We start from the raw sequence: 25,245 nt of genomic DNA, 5'->3' as shown, positions 1-25,245 counted from the left end.
ACGAAAGCGCCACCTGAACAGTGGCGCCGGAACACAGACGAGCGATCAGATATTCTTGATCGTGCCCTTGGGCAGTTCGGCCGCAACGTGGGCCTTCTGGAACTTCAGCTCAGTGCCTTCGGATACTTCCAGTACCACGTAATCATCGCTCAGGCGCAACACCTTACCGATGATGCCACCTGCCGTGATCACTTCATCACCTTTTGCCAGACCGGCGATCAGGTTTTTGTGATCCTTGGCACGTTTGGCCTGGGGGCGCCACATGAAGAAGTAGAAAATCAGACCAAAGCCGACCAGGAACAGGATGTTAAACATACCCGGATCCATGGCGCCAGCGCCTTCAGCGTAGGCCGGAGAGATGAAAAAGCTCATTCAGGTTGTACTCCCGATTACAGTGTCAGTGATGCGTTTCAAGCCGTCAGCGGCGGCGTTTCCTGCCCCCGCTGGCGATAGAATTCGTCTACGAAGTCGCTCAATTTACCCTGTTCAATGGCGTTGCGCAAACCAGCCATCAGCTCCTGATAGTAGTGCAGGTTGTGGATGGTATTGAGCTGCGCCCCCAGGATCTCCTTGCACTTGTCCAGATGGTGCAAATAGGCGCGACTGAAGTTCTGACAGGTATAACAGCTGCAGGTTTCATCCACAGGTGCCGTATTGGTTTTATTGGCCGAATTGCGAATCTTGACGATGCCGTTGCGAGTGAACAGAAAGCCGTTGCGCGCATTGCGGGTCGGCATGACGCAGTCGAACATATCGACACCACGACGCACCCCTTCGACCAGATCTTCCGGTTTGCCCACACCCATCAGGTAACGGGGCTTGTCCTCGGGCATTTTCCACGCCAGACGATCAAGAATGCGCACCATATCTTCCTTCGGCTCACCCACCGAGAGACCACCGATGGCATAGCCATCGAAGCCGATTTCGGTCAGCCCGGCAAGGGACTCATCGCGCAGACTCTCGTACATGCCACCCTGGATAATCCCGAACAATGCCGAAGGGCTTTCACCGTGAGCCTTTTTGGAACGCTCGGCCCAGCGCAGCGACATGCGCATGGAGTCGGCCGCTTCCTTTTCCGTTGCCGGATAGGGCGTGCATTCATCGAAGATCATCACGATATCGGAGCCCAGTTCACGCTGAACCTGCATCGAGCTTTCCGGCGTCATGAACACCTTGCTGCCGTTCACCGGCGACTGGAAGGTCACTCCCTCTTCGGTGATCTTGCGCAGCTTGCCAAGACTGAACACCTGAAAGCCGCCGGAATCGGTCAAAATCGGCCCTTTCCACTGCATGAAGTCATGCAGATCACCGTGCTGCTGTACGATCTCGGTACCCGGACGCAGCATCAGATGGAAGGTGTTGCCCAGAATGATCTGGGCGCCGGTAGCCTCGATATCCCGCGGCAGCATGCCCTTGACGGTGCCGTATGTGCCCACCGGCATAAAAGCGGGCGTTTCAACCACACCACGGGGAAAGGTCAGACGTCCACGACGCGCCTTGCCTTCACTGGCAAGGGTCTCGAACTGCATAAAACATTCTCTGCTCACAAAGCGTCCTCATCCGCCGCATCACGGCGGGTCAAAAACATGGCATCGCCATAACTGAAAAAGCGGTAACGCTCGGCCACGGCATCGGCATAGGCCTGCATGATCGACTGATGACCTGCAAAGGCACTGACCAGCATCATCAACGTCGATTCAGGCAGATGGAAATTGGTAATCAGCCGATCCACCGTACGAAAGCGATAGCCCGGGTAGATAAAGATATCGGTATCGCCATAGAAAGGGGCGATTTCGCCGGACCGGCTCGCCGTCTCAAGACAGCGCACACTGGTCGTTCCTACCGCTACAACTTTATTGCCCCGGGCCTGAGCGGCTTTCACTGCCGCACAGGCCTCATCGGAGACTTCGATATATTCGGCGTGCATGTGGTGCTCGGCAATGGTGTCGACCTTGACCGGCTGAAAGGTGCCCGCGCCTACATGCAGGGTGACAAAGGTTTGCTCGATGCCTTTGTCCTTCAGCTGCTGCAACAACGCTTGATCAAAATGCAGCCCTGCCGTCGGAGCCGCAACGGCACCGGGCTTACGATTGTAAACGGTTTGATAACGCTCGCGGTCAGACAGCTGATCCTCACGTTTCATATAGGGCGGCAGCGGCATGTGACCGTGCCGCTCCAGCGCGGACACCAGATGGTCGTCCAGATTAGTAAATCTGAGCTGGAACAGGTTTTCCTGACGCCCCGTTACTTCGGCCTCAAGCCCGCCTTCAAACAGCAGCCGCGCACCCGGCCTGGGCGCACGACTGGCCCGAATGTGCGCCAGTGCCGTGTTTTCGGAGGTGACTCTTTCCACCAGCATCTCGATCTGGCCGCCACTCTCTTTCTGCCCGAACAGCCGCGCCGGAATCACGCGGGTATCGTTAAACACCAGCAGATCGCCGGGCTGCAGCAATGTAAGAAGGTCGGTAAACTGTCGGTGGGTCCGTTCACCGGTATTGCCGTCAAGGCAGAGCAAGCGGCTGGCACTGCGCTGTTCCAGTGGATAACGCGCAATCAGCTCTTCCGGCAGCTCGAAATAGAAGTCTTTTACCTGCATGGGACTCAAACTGGAAACCTGTTGGAAAGATTGAATTCTACCTGAGTAACAGGTTTTTTTCAGTCCTGATTGACGAACCAGCAAAGACAAATATAATATGCGCCTTCACTGCAGGGGCTTCACACTTCGAAACCCCGTCGATACAGTGCCAGCGTGGTGAAATTGGTAGACACAGGGGATTCAAAATCCCCCGCCTTAACGGGTGTGCCGGTTCGAGTCCGGCCGCTGGTACCACTACTTTTCAAGTAAATTCAGTAAGTTACAGAGCATACCAAATCAGCACCTAAGCGGCTGATTCCTCATCTTTGCTCGAAGCGTCCACAAAGTGTCCACAAAATTTCAAACCAGCTCAGATCATCCCTGCTGTATAAACCAAACCTAATGCTCCCGCTACAACTCCGACCGAGCATGGCAGATACTCATCTGAACAGCTTTCATCCCTCAAAACCCAGATAAGAATTGTGTGCAGCTTCATTCCAAGCATTTGTAAAGGCCCAGTTCGTGGGGTAGGTTCCCTACTGACACCACCCGTGTTCGGGTCTTCAACGTCAAAAGTAAACTCCCACCAAAAAGCCTGCCTAACCCGCGCAACATGAATTTGGTATGGCTCAAGGTTCTGTAACCGCTTTTCTTCCGCCATCGCTTTCTTAAACGACCCAAAGTGTATTTGTAGAGTTCGTGCTTCAGCAATTTTCAGTAGACTGCTGTTGAAAGCAAACGAGTTATGAACAACAAATTTCCACATGTACCAAGCCCAAGTGCCCATTGCTACGTATTCCAGTACCTCCGGCCTATGCAGTGTAAGGCCCACAATCGTGATGGACAGTGACGGACTGAGCTCCCCTTTTCCTAATACGTAGATAAGAATTGCAATAGATATTGTCAGCAACCCTTTTTGATAGGGGACAATTTTTCTTCCTGCGTCACCATGGCTGTCCATCAAGTCTTTGTCCTTATTCTGTTTCGCAACGTCTCGGTCACACTGCAATAGCAGTTTCAATTTGGCTCAATGGGTTCAGCCTGACAGCATCATTTAGATGGTCTGGAGCCAGGTGCGCATATCGCATTGTCATCTGAATGGACTGGTGCCCGAGAATTTTTTGCAGTGTCAGTAGGTTTCCCCCGTTCATGATGAAATGACTGGCGAATGTGTGCCGTAGCACATGTGTACGCTGGCCTTTGGGCAACTGGATACCGGACGCTTCGACTGCATTGGTAAACGCTTCATAGCAACTGTTGAACAGTCGCCCACTGCTGCATGTACTGATTTCAGCATACAACGCCTGGGAGATTGGCACCGTTCGGCTTTTGCCGCTCTTGGTGCGGTTGAACGTGATTCGGTACGGTTTCACCTGCTCTGCCGTTAACCCTTCCGCTTCTGACCATCGTGCACCGGTTGAAAGGCATACTTTTGCAACCAGCAGTGCATCAGGTCGCCTACGCTGGCTCAAGCTCATCAACAACTGATCAATCTGTTCTGCACTCAGCCAGGTTAACTCATGTTCATCAATTTTGAGTGGGCGAACATTCTTCAACGGATTATCACCCTGCCAGTGTCCCAGCCGTGTTAACTCGTTGAAGACTGCACGCAGATACGCCAGCTCATGGTTTAAAGTGTTCGCGGTGACGGTTTCGGAACGGTTGGCCCGGTACAGTGTAAACATCGTGCCAGTTAGATCGCTTGCGATCGGGTTGCCCATCGCGGTGCACATGGCGTTCAGTTTGCCCTGTCGCTTTTCTCCATCCTTCAAATGCTGCCCATGCAGCAGGTACCATTCATGTACCAGGTCCAGCAGCCGGCGTGTATCTCGTTTGGGCGGTTCCCAGTCCGGGTTTTGGGTATGCTGACTCTGCATCCACGCTTCCCAGCGCAGTGCCTCAGCCTTGGTCTTGAACGTCTTACGGTAGCGCTTACTAGTCCTTCCTCCTAAACGCAAATCACATAACCATTTATCTTTTATTTTTTTTACACTCATATCTAATACTCTGAGTATTTTTCAAGGAAAGCATGACCTATTTCACCAAGCATTATTTTAGAATTCCCATCGATTGTTTTTTCTTCTAATATAATATAGCCACTTTTTTCCAGCTCTCTCAGAACCCTAATTGCTTTCTCTTTACTGTCGAGACACATCTCAAGAACGTCAATCATTTTAAAATAGTCAAAGCCAGGGTATTTTTGAATTTCATTTATTGCATCAATCTTATCCTTATCTAAGTCGTCATACTCAGGGTTGCTTATTATCTCATCATATGAAGCACTCAATCCATCAACAACCATATTATATCCTTCTTCAAACTTACCTCTCAATTTCCTAAGTTCTTCACTAACCCTTTTAAGCTCTTCTTCCAATCTATTCTTTTCCTCTGTAACTTTCTCTACTCTTTCTTCATTGACTACATCTGCCTCCTCAAGCTTCCTTCTAAGCTCAACATAATCCATAAAGCCAACAGTTCTTTTCCTGTTTATCTTATTTGATATAATATTAAGAATTGTTTGATTCCAAAGCCAAATTGCATACATGGCTATATCGAAAGCCTTGAATATTGTTATATAGAAGAACGCAGAAAAAAATGGATAAAATATTAGTTTTAAATAGTAGGCATCTTCTTTAATGTAATTATTTATGAAACTAATTTTTTCATGCACAGATAGCGTTGAAAAAGATACAAAAACAACTTGATAGTTGATAAAAAACCAAGCAAAGAACAAAAAACCAATAAAAGGCGATGTAAATCTTTCCTTCAACCCATCCTGTATACTTTTCATTGTATCAAGCATATAAAGCACCACTTTATCTATATATCACTATATATTTTCTCTTTTAACTCTTTAATATTGTATTCCTTTTTATATATTTGCCTGATAATTATTAAGCCAGAGTCTTTACAAATATTGTTTAGTAACTTATCTCTTTTCACCCTATCAGGTCGATTATGGCTTGAGTCATCTAATTCCACTACAGCTAGCGGTCGAAATGAATCAGGACAACAAAGCACATAATCAAAATGCTTAGCCTTAATCTTATTAAACCATTTATATTCAGCCTCACCAAATCGCTGTTTCTTTACTTTGAAAACATCAGCAACCCTAACTTTAGAAAGAATATAGTATCTATCCCCAACTACCTCCTGCAGTACCTTCATAAATTTAAGCTCTGCTGGTGTCAGAATACTTTTTTCCAAAGCATATACTTCTGAATAGTCTTTAATGGTTTCTTTTTCACGAGGTTTTGTGAAGTCTAGGATATTATCCCCGCTTTGTTCGAGAAACCCTTTGGGTAGAAGATCCTGAAGGGTGCTGTGATGAGCAGGCTTTGATGTCCACGGGTTGGGCTGGCAACTTGAGTTCTTGGTAGTACCGAACTGTCGATGCCGTCTTTCTGCTCTACCAGACTGATTGGTGTTATTTTTGACAAGAAATATGATTGTTGCGATCAACCCAATCGCTATGATGTAGTCCATTTGCTTATCCTTGCTTACTTATCCCTGTACTGCTGAACCAGGTGTTATTGATCCTTTGTGCGAGTACGTACCCCTTCCCTACCCGTTGTAAGCCTTCCGTGTGTCTTCGATCTCTGGGCTCACTTGCCCAGCATCGGGCAGGACGTTTCCAGAGGCAATCCACAGTGCAAATTCAGGGAATAGTTTACACAAAGCTTCAACTTCTTCAGCTCGTGCTCTACCACCCGTTTTTCTGACCGTAGTCCAACGTGAGTACTTGATCCCCGTCTTTTCGGCGACCTGCTCCGTAGTGTATCCGCAGCTGTTCAGGACAGCCCTGATTCTATCGTCTATATCCATTTTCTAGAAATTATTTCTTGACAATAGCCAGAACCCCTCTAGAATTAGTCCTAGAAAGTATTTCTAGCAATATTTGATAACAATAGTTCTCACTGACACTCAGTATAAAGGTAAAACGCCATGAACGCCCCAGTGTCTATTGATCTTCCAAAAGCTATCCCATTCGTTCCCATCATGGATCGCGCCCGCTTCGCTGAGCTGGTGGGTATAAGCGAACCCACGTTGAACAACATGATCTTTCGCGGCTACATCCCGGTGATCACCCCGAGCAATGGTGACGAACGTGCCCGCCGCTCATTTGTGAACATCGCAAAGCTCATGTCCGAATGCATGGAGGTGATCTGATGACTGCTCAACTTCTCCTCCCGTGCGAGTTCAACCAAGTTGAAGCTGATCGGGCTGCAGCTGTTCAGGAACGTGAATGCCTGATTGCTCACTTGTCCGAAATCGCCGCTGAGGCTGTGCGCCTTAACGTTTCAGGTGCATCAGTTCGTGCTGAATTTGGTACCCTTGGTCTTGAGCTTATCATTACTTCACCATTGCAAATGGGTCCCATTGCCTGTCGTGTCGTTGAATGTTGCTCTCATGGTGTTTTCAATCGTCTGATCCCCGGTCAGGTGTTCGAACCCTATACTGGTGTTCTGGCCCGTACTGTCTCGCATCGTTTCACCATTTCTTATAACTCGCCTCTGCCCCAGGCTGAACCTGTCATTGAGCAGATATTCCGCCATCTTGCACTGATTGAACAGAATCTGGATGCCTGCCGCGTCTTGGAGGTGCACTGATGGAACAGGTATATACAGTTCACCGGATTGACTGCCCAGAATGCGGCTCTCGCACCCACTCGAATACGGCGTGGGTTGAGTCGGGAAAAATCCTCTCGGTCCGTTATCTCTGCCCTACTTGTCATTCCAGCATTGAAATAGGTGAGGGTCATTTCGATGTCGATTGGCACATTGATAGCCTCGTTTATTACTTTCTGGGTGCTGAATCCTCTTTCCCGTCTCCCGCTGATCAGGACTGCACTCCTGATGGGGGCGTCAGTGCCAACCGCGCTGACGACAATTCGACTGGTGGCGTAACCACTCCCGAGGTCACATGGCGTGCCTCGGGTTCTCATTCCCATGGTGGGGCCAATGAATAAGCGGCTCCGCCAACTCGTAGTACCGGCAAAGGACCACGGCTTTTGCCTGATGTGTGGTTCACGTCCCTGTGAGTGTGAAAAGAAAAAGCAAGAGTATGACCAGTATTTGAAATCCTTTGATCTAGAAGCGTGCATCGAAAAATGGCGCTCTAAACGATCAGCAAAGGAAAAGCTAACTCATTGAAGAAATAGGTGCACACCATGAACATCACTATGACCGCAGAGGTTATCCAGGCAAGCCGCTACGACATGGACGGCAACAAAGGCGGGTCCATCATCGCGACCCAGAAGGCTGACGGTACCAATCCTGACCGTGCCGGCCTTGAGCTGATGAAGCTGGCCTGTGACTACGCCACCGTTGACCTGCTGCGCGATCACCTGCCTTGCAAGTGTGAAATCGTCGCCCAGCCCACTCAGGGTGCTGGCCAAAAGATGGCCTTTAAGGTTCTGTCCATCAAGCCTGTCACTGCCAAGGCTCCTGCCTGATTGAATAGCGCCCTCGGATCGGCGGGGGTCGCGTAGCGACGTCCGACCGATCGGCGCAAGAGGCAGCGGGCCAGCTACAGCACGTGACGCGGTGAGTTAACTAGGAACAATTATTTATGCAGGTCTTGGTCTGTGATTCAGCTATCACCCTTAACGCTTCCGGTTTTCCAGAGTGCGTTACCGGCTGGCTGGTCGCTGACCCTGCATCCTTTTCGTCTGGCCTGACAGTAGACGATTTCGAATATTTGGCAGGCTGGACAATTCTGGTCTTCGCAATCGCTTTCGGTGTGAAGATGATCCGTAAAACTATTGAGGATAACTCAAATGAAGAAAAGTAAATGGCTTAAAGCCGGTGCTGTTGCCGGTGCTGTAATGTCGTCTGCGGCTGCAAATGCCAGTGTTCTTACCGCTGAAAGTCAGGCAAGTCTTGAGCAGATTGTTGGTGATATAACCATTGTCGGCGGCATCATTATCGGTGCTGCCGCAGTGTATGCCTCATTCCGCTGGGTTAAGCGCGGAATAGGAATGTAAACCCAGACTCTCCAGCGCACAGGGGTAACAGTTCGGCTGACCCCTTTTTTATTCACTTCTCAGGGGCTGAGGAAATGAAATGTTCGATCCGTTGGCTTTTGCCCTTATTGTGCTCGCTGCCGCTCTTTTTGTCGCATCAAGTTAGCGCATCCGTTTTTTATTATTATGGTAGTCATAAAGCTTCGACACCTGAAGCGGTATTATCTAGTTTAGTTGGTTCTAAAACTCCATATAATGCGGGTTCATATAGTTATCAGTCTTGGTCTGTTGTGGGGTGTCCTGTGCATTCTGATTCTGGTGATCCTCCTTTGTGGTATGACTGTCAGTATCGTGAATATTTTTATACTGCCGGCACTGATGATTTGCTCTCTACTATAAGGGAAATCAGGATTAAGCGTTTACCGTGTACTGCTGAACAGATTGCTGATCCAAGTCATGCGTGCTATCCCGAGCCAGAGGAGCCCCAGGAATGTGTTGATGCTGGCGGCCAAATTGGATCGCTTGAATTTTCGGCATATACCTCTGGCTATCCATCCGGCAATTACTGTGTACCTGGATCAACTGCCAACTGTTCAGCTTCGGTTGTTTCTGCTGAGTGTTGGGATACGCCATCGGGGGACAGATTTTGCCAGGCAAATGTAGAATTCTCTGGTACTGCATGTGATGGTTCTGAGTCTCAATGTACTGATGAAGGTTGCGAGCCTGCTGGTGATCCGCCAAAGCAGTGTTATGACTCCAACAATGTCTATATGGGTACTGTTTCCGGCAATGCCTCATGTCCTCCAGGTTCAACAGATGAGCAGCAGAAAAACTGCTATAACCCTGATGGAACGCTTGCCTCAACAGTCAATCAATCTGAATCCTGCCCTGCCGGTACGTCTGTTGATGACGGTCCACAGCCAGGCGAAGATCCCACCGATCCCGAAGACCCAACAGACCCTGAAGATCCAGCAGATCCCAATGACCCTACCGATCCCAATGATCCCGGTCAGGGAGATGGTGAAGGCGAAGGCGAAGGCGAAGGTGAGGGGGACGGTGAAGGCGAGGGCGACGGTACCGGCGAAGGTGAAGGCGAAGGTGAGGATGGTGTAACAGGTGCTGACAGTTGTGAAGACGGGGCCGCTCCTCAATGCACGGGTGACCCCATCCAGTGCTTCATGGTTAAACAGCAGTGGCAGCAGGCGTGCGGCAAGCTGGAGACTGTCGAAAATACCGTTTGTTCTAAACGTGACTTTAAGCCTTTTGAATGTTCGGGTTCTCCTATCGACTGCTTTATTGCCAAAACGCAGTACGAAAGCTATTGCGATGCTCGTGATCCTGATGCTGCGGTAAATGCAATCAATCAGGCTATTGCCTCTGGGGATATTGAATACGAAGGCACCGACGAGTGGGGTCAGCTGGTTGGCATTGATCAGGGTGAGATCGATATTTCAGATCAATTCAATGTCTCTCAACTTTGGGCTGACAATGGTAGTGCGGGATCGTGCCCAGCTCCGGCGACGTTTACCGTTTTAGGTAAAACGCATGAATTCACGTTTCAACCGCTTTGTGACTTGGCCGGTTATCTGAGACCCCTTGTTATTCTTGCGGCCATGTGGATATCCGGTTCTATGATCTCTCAAGTTTTGATCGGAACGCGTTATACAGTTTAGGAGTATTTAAAATGCCATTCTGGGGTGTAATTGCTGCTTTTGTTATGTCCTTAATTGGGCCTTTGGTCGGCTATGTTATTAAGGCGCTCGGCATTGGTTTGGTAACCTATGTCGGCCTTGATCTCGTTTTTGATCAAATCGAGTCTTATATACTCTCTCAATACTCTGGATTACCTGTTACCACCGTGCAGGTTTTAAATTTGCTGGGCATTCACTCGGCAATAAAAATCATATTATCGACGCTCTCTGCCTGTGTCGCTTATAAGGCACTGATTGCGTCTACTGGCTTGGTTTGGAAAAAACCCGGCTCACCACCTGCTAAATCGTTCTAAAAGGGGGATTCCATGATTTATTTATTCACGGGGCAGCCCGGAAGTCAGAAAACGGCCAATATGATTCATTTTGTAATGAATGATGACCAGTTCAAAAACCGGCCTGTTTTCTTCTATAACATTCGTGGCTGTACTGTTCCAGATTGGCAGGAACTGACCGAAGACGAAGTAAAAGAGTGGTACAAACTCCCTGAAGGCTCCGTTGTGCTGATTGACGAGGCTCAAACCATCTTCAGGCCCCAGAAGTGGGACAAGGGCAAGGAGATGATGGTCACTGAGTTGGAGACTCACCGCCATCACGGTTTTGATATCGTCATGACTACCCAGCATCCCATGCTGATCAACACTGACGTTCGCCGCCAGGTCCAGCAGCACAGGCACTACAAAAAGCCGTATGGTCTGAAGTCATCATGTGCTGTGTGGGAAAAGGCTGTCACTGACCCTGAAAATGCGGCTGCACTTCGTGAAGCTGAGAACCGTTCCGGTAATGTTCCAAAGACAGTCTTTGATCTGTATACCTCCACTGTTCTCAACACTCATAAAAAGCGCATTCCAAAAAAACTGGTGGTTTTCATATGTCTGGTTTTGGGTGTTGTTGCGTCAATTGGTTACTTTGCCTGGGACATAAGTAGTCGTATGGATTCAGCCGCCACTGAGGCGGACCTTCCAAAAGAGGCCGCCGCTGCAGCATCAAAATTGCTGTCTCCCTCCACTTCTGATAACTCGGACAATGCGTTCAAAGCTGTATATCCACTTGATCCAGTTGAATACGCAAAAATGTGGCAACCGCGCATACCATCAATGCCTGAAACGGCTCCAGTCTATGACGAGCTTATAAAGCCCACTGTTGCCCCTAAAACCCGCTGTTACGGCTATCACCGAGACGGTGAGTACAACTGCCGGTGCGTCACCCAGCAGATGACCCCTGTCGAAATGGAGTATCAGCAGTGCGTCAACATTGTCAACAACGGACTTTGGGACCCTGCTCCTATTCGCTCCGCTTCTTACGACAACCAGGGCAGGATCATGTAATGAAACTATTCGATATCGCCTTTTGGCTCATCTTCGGCGTGTGCGTTGGCTACCTGTGGTCCGTCATAGAGTTCATGGAGCTACTCCCAGAGCTTGAGGCCTTATGTATAGCAGGCTGACGGGCTGGGCGAGTGCGAAGGGAAAGGCTTGTCCTCCCCGTGCGCGCCCAGCCCGTGACGGCCCTGTAGCACGTCTCAAATAAAAACACGTAACACGCTGTAAGAACTCATTACTTTTCAATACCAATCAGGTGCAGCTGATGAACAAAGAAAGTCTTACCCGTTATAACACCCAGTTTGAACCTTCCACTGATGGTCGTCAGTTTGTCACCCCTCATGGTGAAATGATCGACCTGTCTGGGGTTCGTATCCTGGACACATCCATCGACACCGTGCGTCAGCTCTACAATGGCATGTTGAACCATGACCTCCTGGATGACTTGGAGGAACGGTTAGAGGCTGAGTATCGCCCTGTTGTTGAGTACCAGGGGCACTTATGGCGGCTCCGTCGTGGTGGAAAGGCAGGCTTTAAATTCCTGCTGCAAAACGCTGAATTCGGCGTTGTCATCCTGATCAAGAACTCCCATACCACCGCAGATCGTGCAGGGAGTCACTGCAAAATTGAAGTGTCTCCTAAACTCATCAGGGATCAGTCCCCCGATGTGCTTCAACACCAGATGGATGAATTGGCGGCTGGCTGGTTCGTAACCCCACCGTCACCCTGTGGCGTGGCTATCCATATCGCAACTGACTGGCAAGGTTGGGTACCACCCTCCGATTTTGTTGATCGGCTTACCTGTCGCTCCCAACGGGTAAATGATCGTAACGGGTTCCAGTCTCTTGAAGTTACCACCGGCGAGGTGGCAAGCATCTATGGTCGCGGTCAGTCCTACACCTTCGGCACCGTGTCCAGCTTGCAGGCGGCCTTGTACAACAAGTCACGGGAGATCGTCGCCCATGACAAGATCGATTACTTCCATGGCATCTGGAATACCAAGATTGATCACAATCTGAAAACCCCTCTCTGGCAACCGGATCAGGATGTCTGGCGGCTTGAGTTCCGGTTCTCTCAAACCGTGCTGAGGCAGTTTGCGGACTACAACACCACCCAAGAGAAGAAGTGCAATCTCAGTACCTATGAGGCTGCATCCGAGTATTTAGCTAACCTCTGGGCCTATGCACTTGATCGTTTCCGGCTGGATTTGAATAGACGCTTTGTGGACCCGTTCTGGACTGTGTTGCTCCAGGATACTGAGTGGTGCAAGCCAGCTGACGACTTCATTGCCAAACGCAAATACAAAACGGCTGGGATCGGGAACGAACGCAACGTTGCTCTAGCCCTGGGGAACCTGCTGTCGATCTATGCCAGGAACAACATCACTGCTCGTAAGGCATGGAGCTGCCTTAAAAAATCCGGTTTGTGGCGTGACTTGATGGGGTATATCCGTGCCAGAGACCTAACCAAATCTGATCTGTTCAGTATGATTGAGCAAGGTCTCTTGGAACGCAGACTCACCAGTAAAGTAGCGGCTTGACGCTCAACCAACATCCAGCTTATGGAATGCAGCGAGAAAGCTTTTTTGATCTTGCTGAAACCGTATGTGGCTTGGGTGGTTTAGCTGTCGTTTTCCCTCTCTGAACGCCGGTGCGATATAGCCCCAGTTCGAGTTTCTTGTGAAGTAGACGACACAATCGACATTACTGTTCGCCCATTGATTCTGGATCACTCGATTGCTTGAGCTACCATTCACTGATTTGACCTGAACTCGGTAGTAGTTGGGACCGTCAGATATCAGCAGGTCGGTCTGATGACCATGATCGACTACAGGGTGAAATACTTGCCAGCCATCACGCAATAGCCAACTGGTGACAGTGCTTTCATAGGAATAGTTTTTGAGGGCTTGGTGGGTCTTGATTGCAGTTTGAGTCATACGACGGGGCATAGATTATCTCCGGTTGCTAAATGAATTTAGCCCTTTACCGGTGGAGTTAGCGTCCTACACGGAAAAGATACCCAGCCTTAACAGCTATAATCGGGTAGAGATAATTTCTCTATGGATACGAGCAAACCGCACCACTATTTCAATCTATCGCCGTTTGTATTCATGAGTCAAGTATTTATTCACTGCTATGTGTCCACAAAGTGTCCACCACGTAGAGAAATCAAGGATTCTTACGAGAACAAACCCTTTTTAACACACTGATAATAAAAGAAAAGATGTTCAAAGAAACGCTATCTAAGGGCTTCAAAATCCCCCGCCTTAACGGGTGTGCCGGTTCGAGTCCGGCCGCTGGTACCACTTCTTCAAGCCCTTGAAGAAAAAAAGAAAAAGCCTGCAAATCAAAGGCTTTGACAAGCAAGCGAGGCCGAAAGGTGGCCGCTTTTTTGTACCCGAAAGCCCTGCCCGGTCCATACCCTCCCCACCGCCTGTGTGTTTCTGCGCGTCGCGACATCCAACTAGATCTTTCAGGATCTGATACTATCCAACATCAGCCCAAGGCCCGTGCCAAAATGGGATGTAGACACTTCGCTCAACATTGCCCCATCATCGTCTTTCAATTCTGGAAGCTCAACGACTCACACAGCAGAAGTCACACTGACAAACCGGAATTCAATGGGGTTTCGCATGCTGATCGGGCGCACCACCATGAAGGGACACTACTTGGTCGATCCAGGACAGTCTTATCTATTGCGAAAAACCCGAAAACAGACTTGAAGCGGTGATTTCAGGCGCAGGGGGGGGGCAAATACAAGCACGCGCTCATGACAGATCCAGAGCAGCCTTACGGTATAGCCGGTTACGCTCGGGCAACAGTAGCTCAATCGTATCAGCCGCACTTCGCAGAGCCCTTTGAATGTCGTGATTCAGCACGCCTTGTCGAACCCGGGCGGCATCCCAGTACAAACTCAGAGCGGCCACTGTCTGCTTTTCAAATCGTACCGGAACCGCACAGGCGGCAATGGCAAAGGGCTTGTCAAAACCATATTCCCAACTGTCGTCGACTCGCGTGTAGACCGCTTGCTGTTTCTCATCCAGAAGCGAATCGACCAGCGGCTCTGTGACGGCATCCAGTTCGACTTTCACATCCGTTCTTTCCGCGTAGAGCGTTCGCCCAGCTGCAGACAATAGCGGGCTGGGCCGAGCACCAATTATGCCGCTGGATGCAGATCGGTAACAGGACAAGCTGAAATTGCTTTCCACAATCACTGGCTGCCCGTCGCGGACCATGACAAAGTCCGACAGCAAACCGGTTTTCCGAAAGAGCCCATGCAGCACCGGAGCGATATCCCTTGCCAGTAGATAGACAGGATCAAAGCTCTCGTTTTCAAACCCCAGCACCACATATCGCTTGTCTCCCAAGCGCCTGTAAATAACCCTAAGCGCCTGGAGGTCATCCATGATGCGCTTGATCGTGGGCTTGGGATAGCCGGAAAGGATATGCAGGGTCTCAAGCCCTGCCGCATCCATCGTGGATGAGGACAGCAGCTCAATCAGTACTTTGGCTTTCTCGAACGATTTTGTAGTCATGGTATTTTTTCAGCTTATTCAAATCCAGTATAGCACTCACCCTGTAACAGAATGTAAACATAAAGCTTTATTTTGTAACGACTTTTCACTCTGTGTAGCAAGATATTATTGGTTCCACCATGTGGAACAAGACCTTATTTACTCCGCCTTGAATTCAAATAGGATCATAGCCTCCCCCTTTGTTCGACCTTTTATTTCACGCACTAAACGGATTCATATGAAAAAAAACAGAAATATCAGCTTAGGCGCCCTGGCACTTATGATCCCGGCACTGGCGACGGCAAGTGACTTTTTCGATCAGTCGGAAAGCTCAATTCGGTATGCTCAGTATTATTGGAATGAAGACCCCGATGATGGCTTTGGCCCCACTCGGGACGAGTGGGTTCATGCAATACAGGCCACCTTCAAGTCCGGTTATTATGCGGGCATTGTCGGGCTGGACGTGAGCGCAGCGCTGGCTGGAGATTTGAATATTGGCGACGATGCCAACAGCATCACCAACCTGAGCTCAGACAGCAACGTGCAGAACCCACACGGCATCGGCAAGTTGACCGAGGCCTACCTTCGCTTCCAGCCCTTGGGCGAAGCTAATCCCGGCCTGAAACTAGGCCTTGGCAAAAAGGCTCGATCACGGCTGCAGTATGCCGATAACACCACACGCATTCTGCCATCAAGCACCACGGGTGTGGATATTGACTATACCTTTGATCAGGGCTCCGTCTATTTAACTCAGATCCAAGGCTTCAGTCCCCGTAATACTTCTGCCTCTTCAAACAAGCTGACCAACTTCAACGGAGAAGAAATTGACCACCTGAGAATAATGGGCGCAAAATTTAATCTTCCTGCCAATTTTAATGTTGGATTTGAATATGCAGAATCAAAAGACTATTTAAAGTCTTCTCTGTTTAACCTGAACCATTCCTATACTTTCGAAAGCAATGACAAATTAACCTTTAGCTTCAAGTATGGAAACCAACAGGATGCCGGTAATCTTTTTGAATATTCCGGTGCTGGCCCCTATGCCGCCGATAATAACCATGATGCCAGCTTCTACGAGCTGGGCGGCAAGTACAGCCACGGAGCCTATTATCTCGGCGCCAGCCTGACCAAGGTAACTGGCGATGACTATGATCGTGTTTTCTTCGCCGAGGATCACGGCACCTGGAGCAGTGCGGCCAAGAACTTTTACTGGTTCGGGCTGGAAGATGAGCAGATGTTCAAGTTCAGTGGCGGCATGAGCTTTGCCGACTTCGGTCTGCCCCAGCTGCGCTGGGATGCCCACTATGCCTTTTCCGATGACGCCGCGGGCTATGATGACTTCAAACGCCGCGAACTTCAGAGCGTACTGCAATACCGCTTTGACGGCCCACTCAAGGGCCTGCATCTGGCCTGGCTCCATGTTGAACACGACACCGAAGGCACGCCGGACGGCGTCCGCAGAACAGCGCTCACGTTCTCCTCTGCCGGCATCATTACCCATCATGCCGACCGCTTGTACCTGAACTACACCGTCAAATTCTGATACGAGGTGACATCATGACATCTTCAAGCAAAATCTCACGCCGGAGTCTGTTAAAAGCGGGTGGAAGCATTGGCCTGCTGGCCGCCGCCACCCAGATCAAGACCTCTTGGGCCATGGGTGGTCGCAGCAGGGTCGGCGTCAACTCTCCGGAGCAACTCCTCGCTCTCTCAGCCGTTGATCTTTCCCAAGCCATTCGTACCGGTGAAGTCAGTTGTGTCGAGGTGATGAAAAGCTATCTCAGCCAGATCGACAATTTCAATCCAACCTACAACGCAGTGGTTTCGTTGCGTGATCGGGAGGAGCTGCTGAATGAAGCCGCAGTAGCAGATGCCGACCTCAAAAGCGGGCATTATCGCGGTTGGATGCACGGCTTTCCCCACGCCGTCAAGGACCTGGCTACCACCAAGGGCCTCAAGACCAGCATGGGGTCACCGATCCTGAAAGACTGGGTGCCCAAGCATGACGCCATTTTCGTCGAACGCTTGCGTCAATCCGGTGCCATTATCATCGGCAAGACCAACACACCCGAATTTGGCCTTGGCTCCCAGACCTACAACAACGTCTTCGGCATCACCCGTAACGCCTACAACCCCGATCTCTGTGCCGGCGGCAGCAGCGGCGGAGCAGCGGTAGCTGTCGCCACCGGCATGCTCCCCGTGGCGGACGGCAGTGACATGATGGGTTCTCTGCGCAATCCGGCCGGCTATAACAACATCATCGGCTTCCGCCCGTCTCAGGGTCTGATACCTTTCGGCCCCACCAAAGAGGTGTTCTACCAGCAGTTGGGGTATGAAGGTCCCATGGGCAGAACCGTTCAGGATACATCCATGCTGCTGTCGACCATGGCCGGTTACGACTCACGCGTGCCTCTGTCACAAAAATCCAGCCCGAGCCGCTTTGCCGGATCACTGGAAACCAAAACCCAGGGCCTGAAAGTCGCCTGGCTGGGTGATTTCAACGGCTACTTGGCAATGGAACCCGGCGTCATCGATCTGTGTGAAAAGGCGCTCAAGCACTTCGAAACCCTCGGTGGTGTCGTCGAGGCGATCGACATGCAATACCCGATGGATGAGGTCTGGCAAACCTGGCTGACGCTCAGGCACTTCCTGATCGCCGGGGGCGCCAACGGACTCTATGCCAAGGAAAGCAACCGGGTACTGATGAAACCAGAAGCCATCTGGGAAATCGAAGGAGGGCTGGGCCTGTCGGCCATGGATGTGTACAAGGCTTCAAAGGCCAGAACCAGCTGGTATCACGCCTTAGACAAGCTGTTCGATACCTATGATGTAGTTGCCCTGCCCTCTGCTCAGGTGTTCCCGTTTGCCGCCGAGACTCACTGGCCCAAGGAGATCAATGGCCGCTCAATGGACACCTATCATCGTTGGATGGAAGTGGTAACGCCCGGTACGCTGAGCGGCTGCCCGGTGGTCAATGTACCCGCCGGGTTCGATCATCAGGGACGCCCGATGGGGATTCAGTTGATCGGCCGCAACAAGGAAGACTTCAAGGTACTGCAGATCGCACACGCCTACGAGCAGGCGTCCCAGCTGACAAGGACCAAACCGAACCTTAAGAAGGCATAACAGTCCAGGAGGGGGCGATATGCCCTCTCCCTATGAACTCACCTGCCCACACAGGAGGCAAGAGCCATGTTGGCCGGTATCAGTATGTGGCAACTGTTGATTGTATTCGTAATCATTCTTTTACTGTTTGGCAGGAACAAACTGCATTCAGTAGGAAGCGATCTGGGCTGCGCCCTGAAAGCCTTTAAGAAGGAAATGAATAGCGACAAAGATTGAAGTGCCAGCTTCACCTCCGCCTTTCTCTCCCATCCTGGATCGCGCCCGCCGCTCTTTCGTGAACATCACCAAGCTCATGTCCGAATGTATAAAGGTGATCTGATGAACGCTCAACTTACCCTCCAGTGCGAGTTCAACCGGGTTGAAGCTGATCGGGCTGCAGCCGTGCAAGGGCATGAAAGCCTGATTAATCACTTGTCTGCAAGCTCAGTTACGCGCCTTCAAAAACCTGATCCGGGCAGCCAGTATTCTGGCCTTACTTGCTCTAGCGAAGGCAACTTCCAAGGTGAAGAAAGTCGCAAGACACGAACTTCAGGCTCTTTCATGAATTTGAACGCCTTCTGCAGCTCTGACCGCGAGTAGAACAGGTTGTTGAAACGACCACTGCGCCAAGCTCGCTCCAGACCGGTTTGCAAACGTTCAGCTAGCTGCTTGTTGCGCGGTGATACAAAGAAATAAATGGGACCTGAATATTGCAGTATCAGTTTGGGATACACGGAAAATCCTTCACCCAATGGGCTGTCAAGCTCATCCCATACTTCTGCGATACTGCGCGGGAAATAATCACCACGCTTATATTCCAGCATGGCAAACAGGCTGTCATAATCGCTTGAGCTGAGCACCTGTAGTCCATTGTGCCGCAGAATAGCCGTATCCGGCCAATTATCACCCTGAATCGCCACCAATCGACTCAGGGCTACAATATCGTGGACGCGATTAAAGCTTTCTTCCTGCTCCGGGTTTATCAATAAAACGCGGTTGCCCAGCAGCCCCCTTAACAAGGGGAAGGGAACAGCACGAGCCAGCGTCTCTCTTCGCAAACTACTCATACCCCAGAATATATTAATGTCAGCCCCTGTACTTACCAGCTCAAATGCCCGTTCCTGTGTAACCTGCAAGGGCGCCGCCACCAGCTGGTAGTCACCGTAGTCCGAACGCGTCTCTTCCAGTGCCATATTAAGGATCGTCAAGAAATAATCGTGACGCCTGTCATTTTCACTGTATGCGGGTTGATAACGTATGATTGTGGAGGCTGCTGCAGAGAAACACACCATATAAAGCACAAGGAACCTTATGAGGACTTTCATGACTGGCCCTGCCCTTTCAAGCGCTCCAGAAATGCCTCTGCAGGCAACGGTCGACTGAACAGGTAACCTTGCATCAGATCACAGCCCATTTGCCGAAGTAGCATCGCAATTTCTTCGGTCTCAACACCTTCAGCAACCACTTTCAGGCCGAGTGAGTGCGCCAGCTGAGTTATCGTTGCCGTCAAGGTATACAGGTTCTCTTCCTGTGCAATATTACGAATAAAGGACTGATCGATTTTGAGCACTTCAAATGGATAACCACACAGATAATTCAACGACGCATAGCCAACGCCGAAGTCATCAATCACTAACTGAACTCCAAGCTGCTTGATGGTATTGAGCTTGTTCAGAATGTCATTATTCGATTGCAGCATCAGTTGCTCGGTCACTTCAAGTTTCAGAGAGCCCGGCGATATACCTGATAACTGGAGTGCGTTCTTTATAACATTGATAAAGTCAGTGTCCATCACCTGAAGGGGGGATATATTCACGCTCATTTGGAGCTGCGGCTCAATCTTCTGCCACTCCCTTAGCTGCAGACATGCACGCTGCAGAATCAGCTCTCCCAACTCAATAATTTGACCGTTTTTTTCTGCCACCGAAATAAATTCGGGCGGTGGAATAAAGCCAAGCTCATCATTCTGCCAACGGGCAAGTGCTTCACAGCCTATCGTCTCGCCGCTTTTTGTGCATACAAGTGGTTGGTAATGAAGCTCAAGCTCTTCAAGCATTTTTCCCGTGTTCAACAGGGCTGCTATTTTGAGTCTCCGCGACGCCAGACCCTCCATCGAGTTGTCATAAAAGTAATACCGGCTTCTGGGGGTTTCAGTATACGCTCTGTGGAGCGCAGAGAGCGCCCGTTGATGAAGTTGTTCGATATTGATCCCGTCAACTGGAAAAAGGCTAACGCCTGCATAAAAGCCACAATCAACAATTTGCCCCTTCAACTTAAGAGGTTGGCTCAACAGGCTTCTCAGTTGCTCCAGCAGTGCCAAAAGGTAATCATCACCATGCTGATGCAATACCATCGCGCAAATGAACTGGTTATCGGCACTACGTACCAGTAGCGCATCCTCAGGAATGAAGCTACTAAGTGTCTCCGATACGCGTAGTACAAGTTGATCAGCATACCGCGTACCGAAAGATTCGATCACTGCTTTAAAAGATTTCAATGAGAATGCCATAACCGCCAGCCGCAAAGACTGCTGCTCGGCCTGTTGGAGCAATTTATTAGCTTCCTGCAAGCCTGATTGCACATTGGGCAACCCTGTCAACAAGTCATGCTCCATGAGATGCCGTTCACGTTCATGGGCCTCGCGCAGTTCACTGATGTCAGAGGCTGTCAACATGACAAGCTCTTCTGCATTATCCATGTAAAAAAGACACCGGGCGCTAAGCCAGCGGGGCTGCTGCCTGTCGGGCCAGAACAACTCATGTTGCCAGCTACCATTCTGCTTAAGTTGCAATAGCCATTGGGTGAATTCCACATCTGGATCAAGCAAGCAAATCAGCTTAAACAGATGGTCGGCTTCACCAAAAAAATGCTGAAAGCCATTATTCCGGTAGAGACAATGCCCCTCTTCAACAGAAAATATCGCGACGGCGGAACTACTGCTGTCGGCAGCAAGATAGATTCGTCGCATCTCCGTTTGCATGAACTGAATTTCATCAACACCCTTCTCAAGCCTGAGGCGCATGTCATCTAACGCTTTGCAAACATGATCCAACTCGTCAGGTGTGTGATTCGGTCGATCAAGCCAGAACGGCAATGATAGATTGTTAGCACTCAAAGATGTTGCCACCCGGTGTAACGACCTTAGGTGCCTGAATAACATGAAATGAAGAATGATGAGAATCAGGGCTGACACGATGGCAGTTTTCAAAGCCTGAAGTACGAGGGTTTCCAACGCTTGCTCTTTGACATTCTTAATGATGGAGCGTTCGTCCACCCATACCGTTAACTGCCCCAGCCGTATTGTTTTTCCACTCATACTGCGTACAACGTCATAAGCACGCTTTTTTACCCAACGGCTTTCAATCTGCCGCCCCACGGCATACACCCTTTGCTGTTCGGTGATGAGCTGAGCGCGCACAATAAAAGGCAAACGCTGAATACCTTCGACATTTTGCCGAATTAGTGACTCGTCCAGGCGCCACAGCGCCTCATTAATGTCTTCCAGAAAGGCGGACTCTGCATCGGCAAGGCGTTGGGCCAGAACCTCCTGATCTGAGTGATATCGGCTGTACAGTTGGGTAGCCGCCACCAACATCGCAAAGAGCCCGCTGCAAGCCACTATTATCAGCACTATACGCAATGACAACGGATGCTGTTTTTTATAGGTTTTCAGTAGCTCTATCATCCGCACACTCTCAACAAGTGTTACTCTTTAGATACAGTTATCTACGATATTACATCATATGTAACCTCCTTATCCTATACAGTCACTTGGAAAAAACGGACTCTTCATACTGAAAAAACAGTACATCTCACGGACAATAGAACTATAGACCTACAAAACGAGATATTCCTTGAGCCGCTTCTTACCAACAGCGAGCTTCTAAATTCTGCACCGAAATGGAGAGGGTGTTCCGTAGTTACACGTCCGAATGGATGCCTATGGTCGGATAGGCGTCAGCACGTGAAGCCCAGCGCTCCATCAGCCTCTACCTGATGGAGCGATACAACTGGCAACGGCCACATCAGTACAACCAAGGATTGCCACCCGCTGTGGCAGAAGAAAAATTTAATTCACTGTCCGGTATTAGTTGACCACTACACGCCCGGTCCATATTCTGTCGACCGTCTGAGTGTTTTTTGTTCGTTGTATTTTAGGTAGAACTACAGTGTGGTGCCGTTTTTGACTAGGAAAGAACAGCTTAAAGGCGACACAACGCTCCAATCAAAGCCGAACATTCCTCACCACAGGATAGTGTTCTTTTGGCTTGTGGGACTGCTGGCTCTGGGGCTCGTGCTGTTGTTGGGTGCATTAAGCCTGTATCGAGACTGGCAACAAGAACAGCAGTTACAAACACAGCGACGCAATTTTTACCAAGTACAACTGAAGGAGGTACTTGAGACCACACTCCGTACTGTCGAGCTGGATACGGTCCGTTTGGCAACCTCTCCCCTGCTTCAACGCCACCTGCTTCACCCCTCCACCAATACGCTTGAGCTGTTGCAGGAGGACTATTTGAGTCTTGCGCGATTACGCCCTTCCTACGACCAGATCCGCCTGCTTGATGTAAATGGTCACGAGAGCGTTCGCATTAACCGATCAGGGAAGGATGTCTATCGGGTACCGGCTGACGCGCTACAGAACAAAGCTCAGCGCTATTACACAGCCGAGGGCATGAAGCTTGCGCCTGGTTACACCTATTTGTCACCTTTGGACCTGAATATCGAGCAAAATGAGATCGAAGTGCCGTTCAAGCCAATGCTGCGCATGGTGCATCCAGTGTACCGGCACACGCAGTTAAACGGTCTGGTAGTTGTAAACTACCGCGCCGAAGAGCTTCTTCAGCAGCTCAGCAACCACCTGCCTGCCCCTCTGCGTCCCATACTCCTGAACGATAAAGGACAGTGGTTACATGGAGGAGACAAGCAGGATTGGCTGTTTATGTTTGAGCCACAAAGCGGCCTAGCAGTGGAGGAGCCCTCTCTTTGGCAGCAAATGGCATCTCAAGACTTCGGGCAGCTCACATTAGGACAGGACTGTCTGCTCTATTCATGGACTGCGTATGGTAGCCAGCAAGCCCAGTCACCGCGCTGGCTGATCGGGCTGCGAGAATCCGGTAAAGCATGTAATGCCCTCACCCAACAATACCAAATACATGCCGCAGGGCTGTTAGGGACCACTGCGCTGGCAGGGTTTTTATTACTATTCGGCTGGCACCGGCTTCGTTTGAAACACCTGCAGCTCTATCATCGCCTATTGATCAACGAGCAGCAATTGCGCCTGGTAACTAATGAGATGGGCAACGGTGTCATAATGATTGATACACAGGGACTCACGCGCTGGTTGAACCCAGAGGCAGAGCGCTTATTGGGCTGGCAAGAAAAAGAGATACTGGGCCGCTGTTTGCACGACATTATTCACGTAACTGCAGAAGGTGAAAACCTTGACCGGGAAGAGTGCTTAACCACCCACGCCATTCGCACCGGTCAGCGCCAGCATAGAGAACGCGACTATATCTGCACCCGAGAAGGCATCATCATACCGGTTAGCATGACGGTTAGCCCGCTCCCAAAATCAGAGTCTGGCGGTGCAGTCATCACTTTCAGCGATGATCGGGAAAAGGTCACAGCAGAGAAAAAACTGCGCCGACAGGCAGAAACAGACGAACTCACTGGCTACCTTAACCGCCGTGCAATACTTCAACAACTGGAGCAGGTGATCAAGACCGATACGGAATTTGGCATCATCATGTTTGACCTAGACCATTTCAAGAGCGTGAATGACACCTATGGTCACGCTGCTGGTGATCAGGTGCTCATTGAATATACCCGTTTAGCCCGTGAACTGCTTCGCCCCCACGACTGTGTTGGCCGGATCGGCGGTGAAGAATTTCTACTGGTGATCAAACATCTGCACTTGAATGATCTCTACCAATTGGCAGAGCGGGTTCGAGAGAGTATGGACCATCACCGCTGTATCATTACAGGCCACACCCTGCATGTTACTGCCAGCTTTGGTCTCGCCATGCACCAGCGCGGGGAGCCACCGAGCGCCCTATTGGCCCGAACCGACAAAGCATTGTACCAAGCTAAAAATACAGGCCGTAATCAGGTTATCGCAGACGATTCTCTTAAAACAGCATCGGTGGATACCTGAAAATTAGCATCCTTGTGGTCACGCGATTTTTTTGGCAACGTTTAGCGCATAATTTGGTACACCCAAGAGCTTGTATTAATGTGGGTTGTACCGAACGTCATATCGCTTTTCATTATTCATAACATCCATCCCTGAGTGCGTTCGAATTGCATAGTAGCCTGTTTCGATACCCTTCTTGCTCCAACTCATACGCTTCTTCAGCAGTTAAATTGTTTCGACCTTGTGACATAACTGCGTTTGCTGTACCCGCACCGCGTCAGGCATGCACCGGGGCTGGACCCTTGCAGGAGGCATCCGCGATCACTTTCAACTTCCGTGACCCACACTACTCTGCCGATCGGGCTGTCTACCATCCGGCAGAGATCCGCCTGTCTCGCTCAGGAATACCTTTCCGGCATAGTAATTGACGTGTTATCAATTACTTTCCCCACGGGCAATCACGCTCAAAGGCCTCTGCAAAGGCCCCGAGGGTCGTGTTGCAGGCACGGCAGATCATCTCCACTTCGATGTATTCAAGTCGACGTTCGCCGCTTTCATACTTCGATACGAAGCTCTGAGGCTTGTCAAGCCGTGCCGCCAACTCCACTTGGCTGAGACCCGCTTGCTTACGCAGGTCTCGCAGAGCTTGACGGAAGGCCGACTGTCGGGGTTCCCACAGAATCTTTACCATGGCGGCAATGTAAGTGGGTTTGCAAAACATCCCAATTCGGGATATTTTCCATTACTTGGGTAGGTAACCCATAGATACAGGATGTGTATGATCGGTGATTAACCTTGTGATGTGGGTGGTTTATACGACACGCTGTTTCGATCAAACTCACTGCTTGCACTCCAACATATCACCTATAGACAACAGAGACTTGAGGCTCCGGTGAGTCCTACCTTTCCTCTAATGTGT

Annotated in this window: 27 protein-coding genes, 1 tRNA gene and 1 pseudogene; 17 read left to right on the top strand and 12 right to left on the bottom strand. The window is 50.1% G+C overall.

Annotated features, from left to right (window positions below):
• Positions 1 to 45: 45 nt before the first annotated feature.
• Genes yajC through queA form a run of 3 tightly spaced genes read right to left on the bottom strand, consistent with a single transcriptional unit; the run spans position 46 to position 2,596 of the window.
• Complete coding sequence (yajC, locus tag BLV48_RS15870) at positions 46 to 372, bottom strand: preprotein translocase subunit YajC (protein WP_091827774.1); 327 nt, start codon at positions 370 to 372, stop codon at positions 46 to 48.
• Positions 373 to 410: 38 nt separating this feature from the next.
• Entirely contained in the window at positions 411 to 1,529 is a 1,119-nt protein-coding gene (gene tgt / locus BLV48_RS15865; protein ID WP_091827773.1) for a tRNA guanosine(34) transglycosylase Tgt, read from the bottom strand.
• A gap of 14 nt (positions 1,530 to 1,543) precedes the next feature.
• Positions 1,544 to 2,596 (bottom strand): tRNA preQ1(34) S-adenosylmethionine ribosyltransferase-isomerase QueA, encoded by a 1,053-nt coding sequence (gene queA, locus BLV48_RS15860; protein ID WP_091827772.1) that lies wholly within the window; start codon positions 2,594 to 2,596, stop codon positions 1,544 to 1,546.
• A 147-nt stretch (positions 2,597 to 2,743) separates the two neighbouring features.
• On the opposite strand from queA, the gene BLV48_RS15855 reads away from it, so the two are divergent.
• Positions 2,744 to 2,830: transfer RNA gene (locus BLV48_RS15855), tRNA-Leu, on the top strand.
• A 115-nt stretch (positions 2,831 to 2,945) separates the two neighbouring features.
• On the opposite strand, the gene BLV48_RS15850 is transcribed toward BLV48_RS15855, so the two are convergent.
• The 4 genes from BLV48_RS15850 to BLV48_RS15835 all read right to left on the bottom strand — a co-directional run bounded on the left by BLV48_RS15850 (position 2,946) and on the right by BLV48_RS15835 (position 6,061).
• Positions 2,946 to 3,536 carry a hypothetical protein gene (locus BLV48_RS15850; protein WP_139253945.1) on the bottom strand — a complete coding sequence of 197 codons (591 nt, stop codon included), beginning with the start codon at positions 3,534 to 3,536 and terminating at the stop codon, positions 2,946 to 2,948.
• A 37-nt stretch (positions 3,537 to 3,573) separates the two neighbouring features.
• On the bottom strand, positions 3,574 to 4,452 hold the full coding sequence (locus BLV48_RS15845) for a phage integrase (RefSeq protein WP_254775065.1): 879 nt from the start codon (positions 4,450 to 4,452) through the stop codon (positions 3,574 to 3,576).
• Positions 4,453 to 4,574: 122 nt separating this feature from the next.
• Positions 4,575 to 5,378 (bottom strand): hypothetical protein, encoded by an 804-nt coding sequence (locus tag BLV48_RS15840; RefSeq protein ID WP_091827769.1) that lies wholly within the window; start codon positions 5,376 to 5,378, stop codon positions 4,575 to 4,577.
• 17 nt (positions 5,379 to 5,395) lie between these two features.
• Complete coding sequence (locus BLV48_RS15835; protein WP_091827768.1) at positions 5,396 to 6,061, bottom strand: DUF2726 domain-containing protein; 666 nt, start codon at positions 6,059 to 6,061, stop codon at positions 5,396 to 5,398.
• A 459-nt stretch (positions 6,062 to 6,520) separates the two neighbouring features.
• On the opposite strand from BLV48_RS15835, the gene BLV48_RS18815 reads away from it, so the two are divergent.
• From BLV48_RS18815 to BLV48_RS15785, 9 genes are all read left to right on the top strand, one after another.
• Positions 6,521 to 6,745, top strand: coding sequence for a hypothetical protein (locus BLV48_RS18815; RefSeq protein ID WP_139253944.1), 225 nt, complete (start codon positions 6,521 to 6,523; stop codon positions 6,743 to 6,745).
• Positions 6,745 to 7,185, top strand: coding sequence for a hypothetical protein (locus BLV48_RS15825; RefSeq protein ID WP_091827766.1), 441 nt, complete (start codon positions 6,745 to 6,747; stop codon positions 7,183 to 7,185). Before BLV48_RS18815 ends, BLV48_RS15825 begins: the two co-directional genes overlap by 1 nt.
• Before the next feature lie 560 nt (positions 7,186 to 7,745).
• A complete protein-coding gene (locus tag BLV48_RS15820; protein WP_091827765.1) occupies positions 7,746 to 8,030 on the top strand; it encodes a hypothetical protein in 285 nt (94 codons plus the stop codon).
• A 116-nt stretch (positions 8,031 to 8,146) separates the two neighbouring features.
• The gene (locus BLV48_RS15815; RefSeq protein WP_091827764.1) at positions 8,147 to 8,368 is read left to right on the top strand and encodes a hypothetical protein; all 222 of its coding nucleotides are present in this window, start codon (positions 8,147 to 8,149) and stop codon (positions 8,366 to 8,368) included.
• The gene (locus BLV48_RS15810; protein ID WP_091827763.1) at positions 8,355 to 8,561 is read left to right on the top strand and encodes a major capsid protein; all 207 of its coding nucleotides are present in this window, start codon (positions 8,355 to 8,357) and stop codon (positions 8,559 to 8,561) included. Before BLV48_RS15815 ends, BLV48_RS15810 begins: the two co-directional genes overlap by 14 nt.
• Before the next feature lie 74 nt (positions 8,562 to 8,635).
• On the top strand, positions 8,636 to 10,213 hold the full coding sequence (locus BLV48_RS19035) for a virulence factor TspB C-terminal domain-related protein (protein ID WP_175527706.1): 1,578 nt from the start codon (positions 8,636 to 8,638) through the stop codon (positions 10,211 to 10,213).
• An 11-nt stretch (positions 10,214 to 10,224) separates the two neighbouring features.
• Positions 10,225 to 10,545, top strand: coding sequence for a DUF2523 domain-containing protein (locus BLV48_RS15795; protein ID WP_091827760.1), 321 nt, complete (start codon positions 10,225 to 10,227; stop codon positions 10,543 to 10,545).
• 12 nt (positions 10,546 to 10,557) lie between these two features.
• Positions 10,558 to 11,577 carry a zonular occludens toxin domain-containing protein gene (locus BLV48_RS15790; RefSeq protein ID WP_091827759.1) on the top strand — a complete coding sequence of 340 codons (1,020 nt, stop codon included), beginning with the start codon at positions 10,558 to 10,560 and terminating at the stop codon, positions 11,575 to 11,577.
• Positions 11,578 to 11,836: 259 nt separating this feature from the next.
• A complete protein-coding gene (locus tag BLV48_RS15785; RefSeq protein ID WP_091827758.1) occupies positions 11,837 to 13,111 on the top strand; it encodes a hypothetical protein in 1,275 nt (424 codons plus the stop codon).
• A gap of 3 nt (positions 13,112 to 13,114) precedes the next feature.
• On the opposite strand, the gene BLV48_RS15780 is transcribed toward BLV48_RS15785, so the two are convergent.
• Positions 13,115 to 13,519: a hypothetical protein gene (locus tag BLV48_RS15780; protein ID WP_091827757.1), complete on the bottom strand. Its 405-nt coding sequence runs from the start codon at positions 13,517 to 13,519 to the stop codon at positions 13,115 to 13,117.
• Positions 13,520 to 14,080: 561 nt separating this feature from the next.
• Between BLV48_RS15780 and BLV48_RS19500 the strand changes: the two genes are divergently transcribed.
• A complete protein-coding gene (locus BLV48_RS19500) occupies positions 14,081 to 14,293 on the top strand; it encodes a putative ATP-dependent zinc protease (protein WP_302847914.1) in 213 nt (70 codons plus the stop codon).
• 45 nt (positions 14,294 to 14,338) lie between these two features.
• Here BLV48_RS19500 and BLV48_RS15770 read toward each other — a convergent pair whose 3' ends face one another.
• On the bottom strand, positions 14,339 to 15,106 hold the full coding sequence (locus tag BLV48_RS15770; RefSeq protein ID WP_091827755.1) for an IclR family transcriptional regulator: 768 nt from the start codon (positions 15,104 to 15,106) through the stop codon (positions 14,339 to 14,341).
• A 121-nt stretch (positions 15,107 to 15,227) separates the two neighbouring features.
• On the opposite strand from BLV48_RS15770, the gene BLV48_RS15765 reads away from it, so the two are divergent.
• The 3 genes from BLV48_RS15765 to tatA all read left to right on the top strand — a co-directional run bounded on the left by BLV48_RS15765 (position 15,228) and on the right by tatA (position 18,427).
• Positions 15,228 to 16,628: an OprD family outer membrane porin gene (locus tag BLV48_RS15765; RefSeq protein WP_217633039.1), complete on the top strand. Its 1,401-nt coding sequence runs from the start codon at positions 15,228 to 15,230 to the stop codon at positions 16,626 to 16,628.
• Positions 16,629 to 16,642: 14 nt separating this feature from the next.
• Entirely contained in the window at positions 16,643 to 18,211 is a 1,569-nt protein-coding gene (locus BLV48_RS15760; RefSeq protein ID WP_091827753.1) for an amidase, read from the top strand.
• Between the two features lie 66 nt (positions 18,212 to 18,277).
• Positions 18,278 to 18,427, top strand: a complete 150-nt coding sequence (gene tatA, locus BLV48_RS15755; protein ID WP_217633038.1) for a twin-arginine translocase TatA/TatE family subunit — start codon at positions 18,278 to 18,280, stop codon at positions 18,425 to 18,427.
• 221 nt (positions 18,428 to 18,648) lie between these two features.
• Here the strand turns inward: tatA and BLV48_RS15750 are convergent, their stop codons facing one another.
• Positions 18,649 to 19,398 (bottom strand): hypothetical protein, encoded by a 750-nt coding sequence (locus tag BLV48_RS15750; protein ID WP_139253943.1) that lies wholly within the window; start codon positions 19,396 to 19,398, stop codon positions 18,649 to 18,651.
• Between the two features lie 113 nt (positions 19,399 to 19,511).
• Entirely contained in the window at positions 19,512 to 21,875 is a 2,364-nt protein-coding gene (locus BLV48_RS15745) for a bifunctional diguanylate cyclase/phosphodiesterase (RefSeq protein WP_091827751.1), read from the bottom strand.
• 215 nt (positions 21,876 to 22,090) lie between these two features.
• Between BLV48_RS15745 and BLV48_RS19395 the strand changes: the two are divergent.
• The 3 genes and pseudogenes from BLV48_RS19395 to BLV48_RS19610 form a co-directional block, all read left to right on the top strand.
• Positions 22,091 to 22,285 (top strand): annotated as a pseudogene (locus BLV48_RS19395) (IS3 family transposase); the annotation flags it as partial.
• Between the two features lie 88 nt (positions 22,286 to 22,373).
• Complete coding sequence (locus tag BLV48_RS15740) at positions 22,374 to 24,347, top strand: sensor domain-containing diguanylate cyclase (protein ID WP_139253942.1); 1,974 nt, start codon at positions 22,374 to 22,376, stop codon at positions 24,345 to 24,347.
• A 146-nt stretch (positions 24,348 to 24,493) separates the two neighbouring features.
• Entirely contained in the window at positions 24,494 to 24,754 is a 261-nt protein-coding gene (locus BLV48_RS19610) for a DUF2787 family protein (RefSeq protein ID WP_422730701.1), read from the top strand.
• A gap of 11 nt (positions 24,755 to 24,765) precedes the next feature.
• Here the strand turns inward: BLV48_RS19610 and BLV48_RS15735 are convergent, their stop codons facing one another.
• Complete coding sequence (locus BLV48_RS15735; RefSeq protein ID WP_091827784.1) at positions 24,766 to 25,017, bottom strand: helix-turn-helix domain-containing protein; 252 nt, start codon at positions 25,015 to 25,017, stop codon at positions 24,766 to 24,768.
• Between the last annotated feature and the right edge of the window lie 228 nt (positions 25,018 to 25,245).

Source organism: Marinobacterium iners DSM 11526 (genome assembly GCF_900107855.1).
GTDB lineage: Bacteria > Pseudomonadota > Gammaproteobacteria > Pseudomonadales > Balneatricaceae > Marinobacterium > Marinobacterium iners.
This window is presented reverse-complemented; position numbering and strand designations above follow the sequence as displayed.